The sequence below is a fragment of the Priestia sp. YIM B13489 genome, assembly GCF_042787645.1.
GTDB lineage: Bacteria > Bacillota > Bacilli > Bacillales > Bacillaceae_H > Priestia > Priestia megaterium.
This window is the reverse complement of record NZ_JBHZOQ010000053.1, coordinates 2,659,302-2,672,784: the sequence shown is the minus strand read 5'-3', so window position 1 is coordinate 2,672,784 and position 13,483 is coordinate 2,659,302. Positions and strand designations below refer to the sequence as shown.

The 13,483-nt window shown below is 39.1% G+C and carries 12 protein-coding genes and 1 other RNA gene; 6 read left to right on the top strand and 7 right to left on the bottom strand.

Going from position 1 to position 13,483, the window contains the following annotated elements:
• Positions 1–143: 143 nt before the first annotated feature.
• Complete coding sequence (locus ACFX4W_RS19405; protein ID WP_237075032.1) at positions 144–962, bottom strand: AraC family transcriptional regulator; 819 nt, start codon at positions 960–962, stop codon at positions 144–146.
• A gap of 138 nt (positions 963–1,100) precedes the next feature.
• On the opposite strand from ACFX4W_RS19405, the gene lacZ reads away from it, so the two are divergent.
• The gene (gene lacZ, locus ACFX4W_RS19400) at positions 1,101–4,205 is read left to right on the top strand and encodes a beta-galactosidase, LacZ type (protein ID WP_043982195.1); all 3,105 of its coding nucleotides are present in this window, start codon (positions 1,101–1,103) and stop codon (positions 4,203–4,205) included.
• 36 nt (positions 4,206–4,241) lie between these two features.
• On the opposite strand, the gene ACFX4W_RS19395 is transcribed toward lacZ, so the two are convergent.
• The 4 genes from ACFX4W_RS19395 to ACFX4W_RS19380 all read right to left on the bottom strand — a co-directional run bounded on the left by ACFX4W_RS19395 (position 4,242) and on the right by ACFX4W_RS19380 (position 8,456).
• Positions 4,242–5,153, bottom strand: coding sequence for an EamA family transporter (locus ACFX4W_RS19395; protein WP_043982193.1), 912 nt, complete (start codon positions 5,151–5,153; stop codon positions 4,242–4,244).
• A gap of 98 nt (positions 5,154–5,251) precedes the next feature.
• Positions 5,252–7,168, bottom strand: a complete 1,917-nt coding sequence (locus tag ACFX4W_RS19390; RefSeq protein ID WP_043982191.1) for a vWA domain-containing protein — start codon at positions 7,166–7,168, stop codon at positions 5,252–5,254.
• 11 nt (positions 7,169–7,179) lie between these two features.
• Positions 7,180–8,094, bottom strand: a complete 915-nt coding sequence (locus ACFX4W_RS19385; RefSeq protein WP_043982189.1) for an AAA family ATPase — start codon at positions 8,092–8,094, stop codon at positions 7,180–7,182.
• A gap of 131 nt (positions 8,095–8,225) precedes the next feature.
• A complete protein-coding gene (locus ACFX4W_RS19380) occupies positions 8,226–8,456 on the bottom strand; it encodes a YkvS family protein (RefSeq protein ID WP_013056869.1) in 231 nt (76 codons plus the stop codon).
• 421 nt (positions 8,457–8,877) lie between these two features.
• Between ACFX4W_RS19380 and ACFX4W_RS19375 the strand changes: the two genes are divergently transcribed.
• A complete protein-coding gene (locus tag ACFX4W_RS19375) occupies positions 8,878–9,372 on the top strand; it encodes an RNA polymerase sigma factor (RefSeq protein WP_016763958.1) in 495 nt (164 codons plus the stop codon).
• Positions 9,369–10,559 carry an anti-sigma factor gene (locus tag ACFX4W_RS19370; protein ID WP_043982187.1) on the top strand — a complete coding sequence of 397 codons (1,191 nt, stop codon included), beginning with the start codon at positions 9,369–9,371 and terminating at the stop codon, positions 10,557–10,559. The genes ACFX4W_RS19375 and ACFX4W_RS19370 overlap by 4 nt, the downstream gene beginning before the upstream one ends.
• A gap of 149 nt (positions 10,560–10,708) precedes the next feature.
• Here the strand turns inward: ACFX4W_RS19370 and ACFX4W_RS19365 are convergent, their stop codons facing one another.
• The gene (locus ACFX4W_RS19365; protein ID WP_043982186.1) at positions 10,709–11,161 is read right to left on the bottom strand and encodes a helix-turn-helix transcriptional regulator; all 453 of its coding nucleotides are present in this window, start codon (positions 11,159–11,161) and stop codon (positions 10,709–10,711) included.
• Between the two features lie 153 nt (positions 11,162–11,314).
• On the opposite strand from ACFX4W_RS19365, the gene ACFX4W_RS19360 reads away from it, so the two are divergent.
• From ACFX4W_RS19360 to ACFX4W_RS19350, 3 genes are all read left to right on the top strand, one after another.
• Positions 11,315–11,935, top strand: coding sequence for a hypothetical protein (locus tag ACFX4W_RS19360; protein ID WP_043982185.1), 621 nt, complete (start codon positions 11,315–11,317; stop codon positions 11,933–11,935).
• 109 nt (positions 11,936–12,044) lie between these two features.
• Positions 12,045–12,222: non-coding RNA, 6S RNA (gene ssrS, locus ACFX4W_RS19355), on the top strand.
• Between the two features lie 147 nt (positions 12,223–12,369).
• Positions 12,370–12,798 carry a pyridoxamine 5'-phosphate oxidase family protein gene (locus ACFX4W_RS19350; protein WP_013082985.1) on the top strand — a complete coding sequence of 143 codons (429 nt, stop codon included), beginning with the start codon at positions 12,370–12,372 and terminating at the stop codon, positions 12,796–12,798.
• Between the two features lie 27 nt (positions 12,799–12,825).
• Here the strand turns inward: ACFX4W_RS19350 and thiE are convergent, their stop codons facing one another.
• Positions 12,826–13,470 (bottom strand): thiamine phosphate synthase, encoded by a 645-nt coding sequence (thiE, locus tag ACFX4W_RS19345; RefSeq protein ID WP_377559943.1) that lies wholly within the window; start codon positions 13,468–13,470, stop codon positions 12,826–12,828.
• Between the last annotated feature and the right edge of the window lie 13 nt (positions 13,471–13,483).

Genomic DNA, 13,483 nt, shown 5'->3' with positions numbered 1-13,483 from the left:
TATCCCTCCTTTTTGTTTCTTCTCTCTACTTTTCCTCCCCGTTTTCACTTAAAACTACATTTAATTTCTTTTTTAAAACTCATACGAAATAACCAGCATACACATCATGTCTTATGACCTAGACAAAACCCAATATATGTATCTTATGAAAAATACATTTTTCGAAAAATAGTTGGCGTAACGTTTTCCTGTTCTTTGAAACGCTTGATAAAGTAGCTTGGATGTTCATACCCTACTTGTCTTGCTATATCTTGTACAGAGATTTGGTTGTTTTTAAGCAACAGTTTCTTTGCTTTTTGAATCCGCACGCGCGTTACGTATTCAAATGGCCGGATGCCAAGAGATTGTTGAAAAAGCAAACACGTATACTGCTCCGTTACGTTGAGCTGCTGCGCCAGTACTTCTAGCGTTAACGGCTGATGATAATATTCCTCGATATAACGAAGGACTGGGTTTAGCTGAGTAATTTGCTGCAGACGACTTTTACTTTCTATATATACGCTGTCTTGGCGAAGTTTTAAAATGACGCTGTATAGTAGTTCAGAGCACTGCATGGTGCTAGAGGTATGATTTTCTTCTAACCGATCCATTAGTTCTTGAAGCATCCTGTAAAGACTTTCAGGATTTGTAAGGACGATTTTTCCCGAATTAATAAATTGAAGAGAAAGCATGATATCATCAATCACACTTCCGTTAAAAGAAACCCAGCATACTTGCCATTCGCTCGTAACGGGATAGTATTCGTGCGGAACGTGCGGCGTCAGAAACATCCCTTCATTTTCTTTTATAATATAAACCTCGTCGTTTACACGAAGCTCGCCTCTTCCTTTTAGGCATTGAATCCATTGATAATCAGGAAACTCTCCCTGACGCTTAATATGCGTTTGGTGTCTCCAGCTTCCAGCGCTTGTAACATAGAATGGCAGTTTCATATCTTCATCTGAAAGAGCCGGAAAGTACATACGGTCCACATTACTTCCCCCTTTTTATGTGAATATAGTTATATTATCATGAAAATAATTAGATTGATAAGGTTTTCAGAAAACGTTATCATTTTCATATAAACTAATAACCTAGTACTTTAGAAATGAGGGATCGACGTGTTAAAAACCGGCAAGAAATTTCATTATACAGCACCTGCAAACGGATACCCTGAATGGAATAACAACCCTGAAATTTTTCAATTGAACCGTTCAAAAGCACACGCTTTACTTATGCCTTATCAAACGGTCGAAGAGGCCTTGAAAAATGATAGAAAATCTTCTGTTTACTATCAAAGCTTAAATGGCAGCTGGTATTTTCATTTTGCTGAAAATGCAGATGGCCGCGTCAAAAACTTTTTCGCACCTGAGTTTTCATATGAGAAATGGGACTCTATTTCAGTTCCTTCACACTGGCAGCTGCAAGGATATGACTATCCTCAATATACAAACGTGACATACCCTTGGGTTGAAAATGAAGAGCTCGAACCTCCTTTTGCACCGACTAAATATAACCCTGTCGGTCAGTACATCCGTACTTTTACACCTAAATCAGAATGGAAAGATCAGCTGGTGTACGTCAGCTTCCAAGGCGTCGAATCTGCTTTTTACGTATGGATTAACGGTGAGTTTGTTGGTTACAGCGAAGACAGCTTTACTCCAGCTGAATTTGATATAACTTCTTACCTTCAAGAAGGTGAAAATACGATAGCAGTAGAAGTATATCGCTGGAGTGATGCAAGCTGGCTTGAAGACCAAGATTTTTGGCGAATGAGCGGCATCTTCCGAGATGTGTATCTCTATTCTACTCCACCGGTTCACATCTATGACTTTAGCGTTCGTTCGTCGCTTGATAACAACTACGAAGATGGTGAACTTATCGTTTCAGCTGATATTTTAAATTACTTTGAGCACGATACTCAAGGTCTAACATTTGAAGCCATGCTGTATGACGCCAATGGCCAAGAAGTACTACAAGCTCCGCTACAAACAAATTTAAGTGTGAGCGATCAACGTACAGTCTCCTTGCGTACACACATTAAAAGCCCTGCAAAATGGAGCGCAGAAAGTCCTAATTTGTATACGCTTGTACTCAGCTTAAAGAATTCTGCTGGTTCTATTATCGAAACAGAAAGCTGTAAAGTCGGCTTCCGTACGTTTGAACTAAAGAACGGTCTTATGACAATCAACGGCAAACGTATTGTACTTCGAGGAGTGAATCGCCACGAATTTGATTCAGTAAAAGGCCGGGCAGGCATCACGCGCGAAGACATGCTTCACGACATTTCGCTGATGAAACAGCATAATATTAACGCGGTGCGTACATCCCATTATCCTAACGATTCAGTATGGTATGAACTATGTGATGAATACGGGCTGTACGTTATTGATGAAACCAATTTAGAAACGCACGGAACGTGGACTTATTTACAAGAAGGTGAGCAAAAAGCCGTTCCAGGAAGCAAGCCAGAATGGAAAGAAAACGTATTGGATCGATGTCGTTCCATGTACGAACGTGACAAAAACCACCCTTCTATCATTATTTGGTCGCTTGGAAACGAATCATTTGGCGGAGAAAACTTTCAGCATATGTATACCTTTTTTAAAGAAAAAGATTCCACGAGACTTGTTCATTATGAAGGAATCTTCCATCATCGCGACTATGATGCTTCAGATATAGAAAGCACGATGTACGTTAAGCCAGCAGATGTAGAGCGCTATGCATTAATGAATCCGAAAAAACCTTACATCTTATGTGAATACAGTCATGCAATGGGTAATTCATGCGGGAATCTGTACAAATACTGGGAGCTGTTCGATCAATATCCGATCTTACAAGGCGGTTTTATATGGGACTGGAAAGATCAAGCCCTTCAAGCAACAGCAGAAGACGGTACTTCTTACTTAGCTTACGGGGGAGATTTTGGTGATACTCCTAACGATGGCAACTTCTGTGGAAACGGCTTAATCTTTGCTGATGGGACAGCTAGCCCCAAAATTGCAGAAGTGAAAAAATGCTATCAGCCCGTAAAGTGGACAGCAGTCGACACTGCAAAAGGAAAGTTTGCCGTTCAAAACAAACACTTGTTTACAAACTTGAACGCCTATGATTTTGTTTGGACTGTTGAAAAAAACGGTGAACTCGTTGAAAAGCATGCGTCTCTTTTAAATGTAGCTCCTGATGGTACAGACGAACTGACGCTTTCTTATCCTCTTTGTGAGCAAGAAAATGAAGCTGACGAATTTGTTTTAACTCTTTCTCTCAGATTGTCTAAAGATACAGCCTGGGCTTCAGCTGGATATGAAGTGGCGTACGAACAGTTTGTACTGCCTGCCAAAACCGCTGTGCCTTCAGTAAAAGCTGCTCATCCTGCTTTAACCGTTAACCAAAATGAACAAACGCTTACGGTTACAGGAACTAACTTCACGGCCATTTTTGATAAGCGAAAAGGACAGTTTATTTCTTACAACTACGAGCACACCGAGCTGCTTGCGTCGGGTTTCCGTCCAAATTTTTGGCGTGCAGTAACCGATAATGACCTCGGGAATAAACTGCATGAAAGATGTCAAACGTGGCGTCAAGCAAGCTTAGAGCAGCATGTGCAAAAAATAAGTGTTCAGCCGCAAATTGACTTTGTTATCATTTCGGTTGAACTAGCTTTAGACAACTCTCTTGCTTCTTGCTATGTAACGTATACGCTATATAACGATGGTGAAATGAAAATTGAACAATCTTTAGCACCTTCTGAGACAATGCCTGAAATTCCAGAAATCGGCATGCTGTTTACGATGAATGCGACTTTTGATTCTTTAACATGGTACGGAAAAGGACCTCATGAAAATTATTGGGATCGTAAAACTGGCGCTAAGCTGGCCCTTCATAAAGGCAGTGTAAAAGAGCAAGTCACACCGTATTTACGCCCTCAAGAATGCGGAAATAAAACGGACGTTCGATGGGCCACTATTACAAACGATCAAGGACGCGGCTTTTTGATAAAAGGTTTGCCAACAGTCGAGCTGAATGCTTTACCTTACTCACCTTTTGAACTGGAGGCTTACGATCATTTTTACAAATTGCCGGCAAGCGATTCAGTAACCGTGCGGGTTAACTACAAGCAAATGGGCGTTGGCGGAGACGATAGCTGGCAAGCTAAAACACATCCTGATTACACACTATATGCTAACCGCTCGTATACAAACACGTTTACGCTAAAACCTCTATAAAAACAAGAAGGACTTTCATTTGAAAGTCCTTTTTACTTATGACGTCACCTCTGGCTTTCGCTGAGAAAGTAAAAATACCGTAGCGATAATAAGAATCGTACCTAACCACTCCGTCCATCCAAAGGTCACATGAAGCCATAGAACAGAGAGCGCCGCTGCTGATAAAGGCTCTGCTGACGCAAGAACAATGGCTTCAGAAGCGCTAATATGCTTCAAGCTTTCCAAATAGCAATAAAATGCAATGAGCGTTCCGAATATGATTACAAATAACACCGCACACAGCGACAATAGCGACCATTCACCTGCTATATGCCACGGCGGGTGAATAAATGAAAAACTTACGCCGCCTATCACCATTCCCCAGCCTACTACTTCAATTGAGCTCCATTTCGTAAGAAGACGCTTAGGCTGAAGCGTATAAAAAGCAGACGTCACAGCTGCCCCAATTCCCCAAAACAACGCCCATCCTGTAATAGACAGCTCGTTAAAATTCCCGCTTGTTGCAAGAAAAAAGGTCCCCATTATGACGAGCACAACAGAAATCATTTCTACTTTCACCGGCCACTTTCTTGCTTGCACAGCTAAATAGCCAATAATAAATATTGGCGACGTATATTGAAGCACTGTAGCTGTAGCAGCGTTTCCTGCTTCAATAGCTGCAAAATATGTATACTGCACGCCGAGCATACCGATTACACCAAACAAAAGCAGCGAAGTCCTCTCTTCTTTTGTTTTCCAAATTGCAAAAATATTGCGCTGCTTAGAGGCTATTGCCAAAAGCAGCAATCCGGATACTAACATACGAACGACAACCAGCCACTCTGCGTTAAAACTTTTATGCTGAAATAAATATTGAGCCACCGTGCCAGATACTCCCCACATTGTGGCGCCAATGATTACAAGCAGCAGCCCCCATGCTCTTCTAGATGACGTTTGAACTCCTTCCACTTGCCATTCCTTCTCTCTTTTTCATATATATTTAACTTACCTCGCTCTTCTTTAACGGTCAATAGCAAAAAAAGTCGAAGCAATATGCTTCGACTTTTTTAAATGCTTTTATGAAGTAATTTCTTGAGTAAAGGAAATAGCACATCGGGAAGTTCTTCGATGTTTGGTACTAGAATACTATATTTCCCGTACATATTTTGAATGGTTTTCTTTTGTCCTTCATCAATTTCCCCGTTGGATAAAAAGACGTTGATGACTTCAATTCCGTGCTTGCGTGCTTCTAATACCGCTTCGTGCGTATCTACAATACCATTTTGTTCATATCCCATAGCGGCTGGTTCACCGTCTGAAAACACAAGTAAAAACTTCTGCTGTTCAGAACGCTGAAGCAAGCGGCGTGTCATATGGCGAATGGCAAATCCATCACGGTTGTCTTCTTCAGGCTCAAGCTGCATAATTTCAGGACCGCTTTTACGCTTTAAAGATGCTTGAAAGTCCATAACTGTCTGCAGGTAGTTAGGCTGGCTCGTTTCGGTGGCATCATTTGTATCTTCCCAAAACCCTACAATTTGATGAGGCACCATAACAGACTTTAACGCTTCATGAAATAGCGTAATCCCAAGCTTCGTTTCATCCATTTTGTCGTACATTGATGCGGAACAGTCAACTAAAAGAGAAAAGACGGCATCAATTTGCGCAGAATCTTCATCTTTTTTATAAAATAAACGAGGATTGTCGTCTGTCCATAGTTTTAGAAGCTTTTTATTTAATCGGCCAAAGTGCAGCTCGCTTCTAGGAAGCGTTTTTTTATGTTCAAGCGTTTTTTCAATCATTTGCTTTAATTTTTTTTGATACGATGCAATAATTTTTTTATTCTCATCATACTGAACAACATGATCGTCGTTCGGAAGTTTAGAATCTATAAAAACAGCATAGGCATGCTTATTTTCTTTCCCATACTCATAATCCGCTTCCCCGTCTTTTTCCGGATGCGTTTGCTCCATGGCTTCGATTTGAGAATAATCGTTCCGCGATGTTTTTTGAGAAGACCCTTGCACCATGCCCATTGCTTGATCTCCATCGTCGCCTTCACGAACACCATCGCCTAGCATGTCTGTTTTTGAGCCTTGATCCATATCAAACTGTAGAAAACTTTGCGTCGCTTCGCTTGTCTCTCGATGCCACATTTCCATTTTCTCTTCGTGAATGTCTTCATCTCCGTCTTTTTCATGCTCTAAAATATCATCGTTCACTAATGAATCTTTGCGTTTTAGATCTTCAAATGTTAACCCTTCTTCTAACTGATCATACTGAAGTTCAGCCAAGAAGAAATAAGTATTAAGCATATCTTTTTCAACAATATCATCAAAGACATCTACAAGTTCAAGACAGATGCGCGATACATCTTTTGTTGTTTTAGCTTCATATACATTTGTTAGCTGTCTGCGGATAAAAGGCATCGCTAAATTAATCGATTCACTCATTGAAGGAATTTCTTCAAATGGATTTTCAGCCGTCAATAGCAAGTAGATGCCGTTAAAAAGTGCATCCGTATACACGCTTTTTGTTAGATTTGCGCTCATTTGTGTAGCAAAATATTTTCTGTAGAGCTGTCTTCTGACGGCGAAGGCTTTTTTCGTTCCAGGGCGTTCGCGTTTGCATACTTCTTCTAAACGAATATCTTCAAACAGCATAAACAGCTGCTTAGCTAAGCCAGGTACCGAGGTTTTATTTATTTTCTTTAAATATGCATTAATTTCTTTGAAGTTTGAATGCTTATAGCTTCCAATACTTCTTAAAAATACATCACTTTTTAAGCCGTACACTTTGTCTTCTTCTGGACGGTTATCCCAAAAGTGACTGAGGTAAATAATGCCGTGTACAGGATCATAATAAGAAGAAACGCGATACTCTACTTCAATTTCATCATTTTTTGTTAATGTTTTCGTTAAATCTGCCAGCTCCATATAGAGAAAGGAATCTACATTTTTGTCGTTAAATTTAATAAATCGCATAGCGCCACTCCTTACTCAAATAATGTTTCAGCAATATTTTGAATGGCGGCTTTTTCCCTTTCATCTTCTAGCTTTTCAATAATACCGCGTCTAATCGCGCGAAGAGGCGGCATATAAAGAGCTAAATCACACGTATCGATAAGCGCACGAATAGACGCAGCTTCTTCTGATACATGGCCGCTTTGAACTTGAGTAATTAAATCCGCAGAGAGCGTGACAAATTTATCAATTAATTTTTCGTCTTTTAACTGAGACTGAGACATCAGAACTTGCTTTAAGCTGCCTCCTTGAATATACGGCACTTCAATAACAACAAAACGATTTTTTAACGCTTCGTTTAATGGAACGGTACCAACATACCCCTCATTAATAGCCGCTACTACGCCGAACGTTTGCTGACCGCGTACTACATCTCCAGTGAATGGGTTCGTAATCATTTTTCGGTAATCAAGAACCCCATTTAAAATAGGAAGTGTTTCAGGTTTAGCCATGTTAATTTCATCAATATATAATAAATGCCCTTTTTTCATTGCCTGAATAACAGGTCCTTCCACAAACTCAATACCTGTTTTCCCTTCTTGTTCAGCAATTGTTTTAAAACCAAGCAGCGCTTCTGCATCTAAGTCAACCGAGCAGTTAACGCTATGCATCGGCTGAGAAAATAAATGCGACAGCGTTTCAGCAAGCTTTGTTTTACCTGAACCTGTTGGTCCTTTTAAAAGTACGTTTTTCCCTAGTGACAAGGCAATAATAGCATCTTCTAAAATATCTGCTTCTTCTGCTGTATAGCCGCCTTTTCCAATTAATAGCTGATCAGCATCGGACAAGTTTTCATATTTACGATTCGCTAAAAGCGAAAGAACCTCTTGTGGTAATGATAATTGTGATAGTTGAATTGACATAACAAAAATCCTTTCTTTCTGCATACTTTCTATAGTTTACTAAAAAACATTCTTCTTCTCAAAGAATTGCTTTACCTACGCTTTTCTCTAAGGTTTCCGATAGAAAAACCGCAGTCTTTAAACATATATTCAGTAAAAAAAAGTAGGTTATTCACCTACTTTTTTACGATTTTATAGTTTTTATGATTAACGACTGTTTTCATGGATTCGCCCGTTTCAGCATCTTTCCCAAAATCTACGATAACCGAATTGTCTCGCACTACCATAACAATTCCTTTAAATCCTTTATAGTCGCCTTTTTTTGGCTGAATGGTATCGCCAACTTTAGCTGCTTTGACTTTAGGTGCTTGTTCTTCTGTACCTTGTGTATTTTCTACGTCCATCATGACCCCACCTTTTCCAATTTACCGTGTTTTTTATAAGTGAAAACACAATTTAATTTACTTTTTGTTGAAAATACTTAGTTTATTTTCCCACAAACATCCATGGTTAAACACCATGTGTTTGTCCATTTTTATTTTGCAAACAAACGCTGTATTTTTTATTATGTATGTAGCTGTTTTTTGTAAGAGCACATCCTTGTTCTATCATAACATTTTCTGTTTCCTTCGAACACCAATTACCCTTTAGTTTTTTAAAAAAATGACAAATTACATGGAATTATGTCGAATTTCATATGGTTTTCTTTTTAGTATGATAAGCTATATATCGTATTTTAAGCATCTTTTATCTATTACATACGATTTTTGATAAAAAAACCGAAACTTTTATCCACAAATTGCGTTGATTAAATGAAAGGGGGAGAAAATGGCACAACAGCATAACTTTGAACACATTTATAAACAGCACATGCATGATTTGCTGCGCTATCTTCTCTCTCTTACTCGCAGAAAAGAATCAGCGGAAGATTTAATGCAGGAGACCTTTTACCGGGCACTTTTACACTTAGAAACATATAAAGGCGAAGAAGTGAAGCCTTGGCTGTTCAAAATTGCTTATCACGCCTTTATTGACTGGTATCGAAAAGAAAAAAAACGCCCTACTGTCGAAATAGAAGAATGGCACTTTACTCCTCAGCCAAGTGCTGAAGAACAAGTGATGATTCAAAGTGAAATCGACGGCTGGCTTTCTGATGTATCTGCTTTGCCTCCGGCTAAGCAGAATATTGTACTGTTACGAGATTATCACGGCTTCACATATGAAGAGATTGCAGAAATGACTGGCTATACTCTGTCAAAAGTGAAAATGGACTTGTATCGTGGTCGTCAACAATTGAAAAAAAGAAAGGAAGAGGACGGATGAGCTGTCAAGATATGAAGCATCAATGGGAAAAATATAAAAACGGCACTTTGACAGACAAAGAAGCAGAAGCACTTGAAGAACATACGGAAAATTGTGAAGCATGCTCGGCTCATTTGGAGCACTTGCTAACTGAAGATGAACTGTTATCGCCAACTTCATCAGCTACTTCACTAAGTGACGATACGATGTTGGATAATAAAAAAGTTAAAAAGTCCATTTATATCGCCAAATGGAAGCAGCGCCTTTCAAATGTGACAACTGTCATTGGCTCTGTCGTTCTGCTATGGATAATCGGCAGCTTTTTATCTATTGTATATTATCATCAATCAAAAACCGAATACATAAACAGCGTGAATCAAGCGGCTATCGAATCTGCTTTTCCGAACGTTCATATACGTGAAACCACTTCTGATACACAGTCCTTTTTCCGCATGCAGTCGCAAATGGAAGCTTATAAGCAAATTGGACGTGAAGAGCAGGCCATTGGGACGTTTACATTTCATCAGCTGTTTGATAAAACAAGCGGTGTAGAAAAAGAATTTTCCGGCGGCAAATACGACCTTAACCTTTCTTTTGTCTATCCTGATCCCAAAAAACTAAAGCTGCATGCAAAAGAGTATAAGGAATGGACAAACGAAACATGGAAAGCGTTAGAAAATCTACCAAAAGGAACGGTAAGCGAAGTGGCTATTTCTTTTGATGATACGTATTCGCTAAAAGAAGTTCAGCAAAAAATGAACGCCATCGACAGCCGTGATTTTTCTACCTCTTGGTACGCGCTTAATACAGGGCACGAACAAAAAACAAGCACAAAAGATGAGCCATTAATTGACTTAACATCAACATTTGGCTTTCCAGAGTTTTTAGACTTACCTTACGATCACAAAGGAAATCAAACCCACTCTACTAGCAAGTCGAATGTTTTAAATATGATGAAATTATTAGCCGATAATGAAGAAACGGTCCAAAAAGTTCGTCAGCTGGACCATTCCGATCTGTTGCTAAAGCAGCGATATTCTTATGTAAAAAAACACGGCGTCGGTGTGTACGGCGTTGTGATTACAGGGCCTACAAAAAAGCTTCTGAAATTAAAGAATGATCCGTCGATCACATATGCGTCACTTGGAGATGTAGAGCTATGGAATTGGTTCAGTCGTCCCTCATCAGGTACGTTAATGAATCAGTAGTGGCTGAGACAAAAGTATAGCAGTGGAAGAAAAATCCGAACGATAAATCAAGACTCTTAATGGAGAATCAAATTCGTTCGGATTTTTTTATGGATAGAGTGAACGTAGGTTTCATATATGCAGTGATTTTGTTATGTCCCGGCCTCTTTTTATTCATTCGTTAATTGTTCAAACCTTTTTACCGCTTCGCTTTTATCAAATGAACTAAACCATCGATAGTCTTGGTCATCTAAAATGCGATAGTGCTGACTAATCATATTTTGCTGCAGACGAAAAAAGTCTTCTTTTTGAATTTCTTTCCACCATACTCTTCCTCCGAGCGTTTTATCTTTTGGAGAAGATACGCCGTTATGAGCAATGATTTCTACTACTTCTAAAGGAACGTCTCCCAAAACCGATTGAAGGATTTCACTGTCACCAAACAAACCGCATACTGCAACAGTGGTCGTCCACCCTGCTTCTGTGCGCCCTTTTTCAATTTGAACCAATGTTTTTTTAGAAATACCAATGACTTCAGCCATTCTGTCTTGTGAATAGTTTCTTTCTAAACGAATTAATCGTATTTTATCCGATACTGATTTAATTACTTCTTGTTTATTCATTTTCACAGCCCTTTCTTTCTATACACGTACATTTCTTTAGTGTAATATTACACCTAATTAAAGAAGAGTTTCAAGCGTTTCCCTTCGTCACAAGACGGGGAAATATACTGAAATGGTTTTTGTACACTAAAACAATTAAAAGGAGTTGAGAATATGTATATCATTGTATGGGCTATGCTTGTACTATACGCCTTGCTGCTAGCTCCAGGAGCAAGCGCCGGTAATGATTTGCTGTTTAAAAATCTTATCACAGGAAATTTTCAACAGGTAGATCCGCTCGTGGTTATAGTATTCTCTTTTTTAGGACTTTTCCCAGTATTGTTTATGGTAATGATCTGTAAAAAAGATACATACAAACTGCTTGGATGGCCATTTTCTCTTCTATCATTTGCGCTTGGAGCTTTTTCTCTTTTGTTCTATTATCATTGGAAAGGACAAAAAGTTCGAACACGTTCGCGTATTCCTTCACGTTTCATTGCTATCATTTCTTCTCGTCTATGGATTGGATTATGCTTAGCGCTCACGATTGCAGGTTACGCATACGGACTATCCTTAGGTTCAATAAAAGCTTATGGAGATGCTTTTATGCAGTCACAGCTTGTTAGCGTGATGACCGCTGATTTTTTTGTTTTAACGTGGCTTTCTTACTCCGTTATGACAAAAGAAAGGATAGCATCCCGGCCTTACCTTCTTTTATGTTTCATTCCAGTTGCGGGCCCTTTTCTTATTTTGTTGCTGTTTCCCCGCCAAGATGTTAGAGAAGAAAAACTTTAAATAAAAGTCTTGCGTTCCATTCATTATTCCGTTATAATCATTTCTTGTACGATGAAAGTTGATTAATTAGAAAACATTTATATATCGGCATTTTATTTACATTTGTTATACATACCTGCGCTGTGCGTATACTCATGTTGTCTTAAACCTTTGAGTGTTAAAAGGGAGCTCAAAATTTAGCTGCAGATAGCACGCCCTTCTTGGGACGCTAAACCCGGCTATGAGGGCACCCACCTAGTAGATCTGGGTATTTAAGACACTTAGGGTTACGGCAGTGCGGGCTTATTTTTTAGTTAGCTGTAGCTAGCTTTTTTTATTTTTCATTTTACTAGTTTACATAATTATTTTATTGTTAACTTATATTTTTTTTAGACATGTATGTTTTATTTATCTTCGATTGAGGAACATAAAAAGTAATAAAGGAGATGGATAAAATGAATGAACAAAAAATTGCTAAAAAAGTAAACGAAGTATTAGAAGGAAATCGTGTAGGAACATTAGCCACAGTTGTAAACAACAAACCCCACTCTCGCTATATGACATTCTTTAGCGATGAAGATGGTATCGCTCTTTACACACCAACAAATATCAATACACATAAGGCAGAGGAAATCGAAGCCAATCCGAACGTGCACGTACTATTGGGCTACAGCGGCGAAGGATATGGCGATCAATACTTAGAATTATCTGGTACAGCTGTTCTTCGTACTGGTGATCAATTAAAAGGGCGTATATGGAACGATCACATGAAAGAATGGTTTGACGGTCCAAATGACCCTGAGTATGTTGTTCTTGAAATTACGCCGAACGAAATTCGCTTTATGAATGAAGGCGAAGAAACTCCTCAAACTGTTCAGCTATAATAAAAAAGCGCACACTGTGCGCTTTTTTTATTTTCTTACCGCTTCTTTCAATTGAGCTGCTTTTTCTTTTGGAGACGCTGCTAAGCTAATCGCGGTAATAATAGAAACGCCATCTGCACCTGCTTCTACTACTTGTTTGGCATTTTCAGGCGTGATCCCGCCGATTCCTACAATTGGAAAGTCAATATTCTGGTTTCGCACTTCTTCAATTAACTTTGTACCTTGCACTGCTTTTGCGTCTTTTTTTGTAGAAGTAGGAAAAACAGGTCCCATTCCTACATAATCCGCCCCGTCTCTTATCGCTTGCTGCAGCTCTTGTACATTATGAACAGAGACGCCCACAATTCCTTTTCCTATTTTCTCTCGAACAATATGAGCTTTTTCATCTTCTTGTCCAATATGAACGCCATCTGCTTGTAAGCGGATCGCTAAGTTTAGATCATCATTCACCACAAAAGGAACGCTGTGCTGCTGACAAATTTGCTGAAGTTCCTTCGCCAGCTGATATTTCGCTTCTCCTGTTAAGGCACCCTCGCCTTTTTCACGGAATTGAAACACGGTAACGCCGCCTTCAATTGCTTCTTTCAACACTTCTTTCGGATCTTTTTTACAGTTATTGCTGCCCATTATAAAATAAACTTGCAGCAGCTTTTTGATTTCTTCATTTGTCATTTTCCGGCTCCTT

What these genes read in the sequence shown, in the direction of transcription:
- ACFX4W_RS19365 (WP_043982186.1), bottom strand. Translation starts at nt 11,161, where the DNA reads ATGAATAAACAAGAAGTAATTAAATCAGTATCGGATAAAATACGATTA.
- ACFX4W_RS19370 (WP_043982187.1), top strand. Translation starts at nt 9,369, where the DNA reads ATGAGCTGTCAAGATATGAAGCATCAATGGGAAAAATATAAAAACGGC.
- ACFX4W_RS19350 (WP_013082985.1), top strand. Translation starts at nt 12,370, where the DNA reads ATGAATGAACAAAAAATTGCTAAAAAAGTAAACGAAGTATTAGAAGGA.
- ACFX4W_RS19360 (WP_043982185.1), top strand. Translation starts at nt 11,315, where the DNA reads ATGTATATCATTGTATGGGCTATGCTTGTACTATACGCCTTGCTGCTA.
- ACFX4W_RS19390 (WP_043982191.1), bottom strand. Translation starts at nt 7,168, where the DNA reads ATGCGATTTATTAAATTTAACGACAAAAATGTAGATTCCTTTCTCTAT.
- ACFX4W_RS19380 (WP_013056869.1), bottom strand. Translation starts at nt 8,456, where the DNA reads ATGATGGACGTAGAAAATACACAAGGTACAGAAGAACAAGCACCTAAA.
- ACFX4W_RS19375 (WP_016763958.1), top strand. Translation starts at nt 8,878, where the DNA reads ATGGCACAACAGCATAACTTTGAACACATTTATAAACAGCACATGCAT.
- thiE (WP_377559943.1), bottom strand. Translation starts at nt 13,470, where the DNA reads ATGACAAATGAAGAAATCAAAAAGCTGCTGCAAGTTTATTTTATAATG.
- ACFX4W_RS19405 (WP_237075032.1), bottom strand. Translation starts at nt 962, where the DNA reads ATGTACTTTCCGGCTCTTTCAGATGAAGATATGAAACTGCCATTCTAT.
- ACFX4W_RS19385 (WP_043982189.1), bottom strand. Translation starts at nt 8,094, where the DNA reads ATGCAGAAAGAAAGGATTTTTGTTATGTCAATTCAACTATCACAATTA.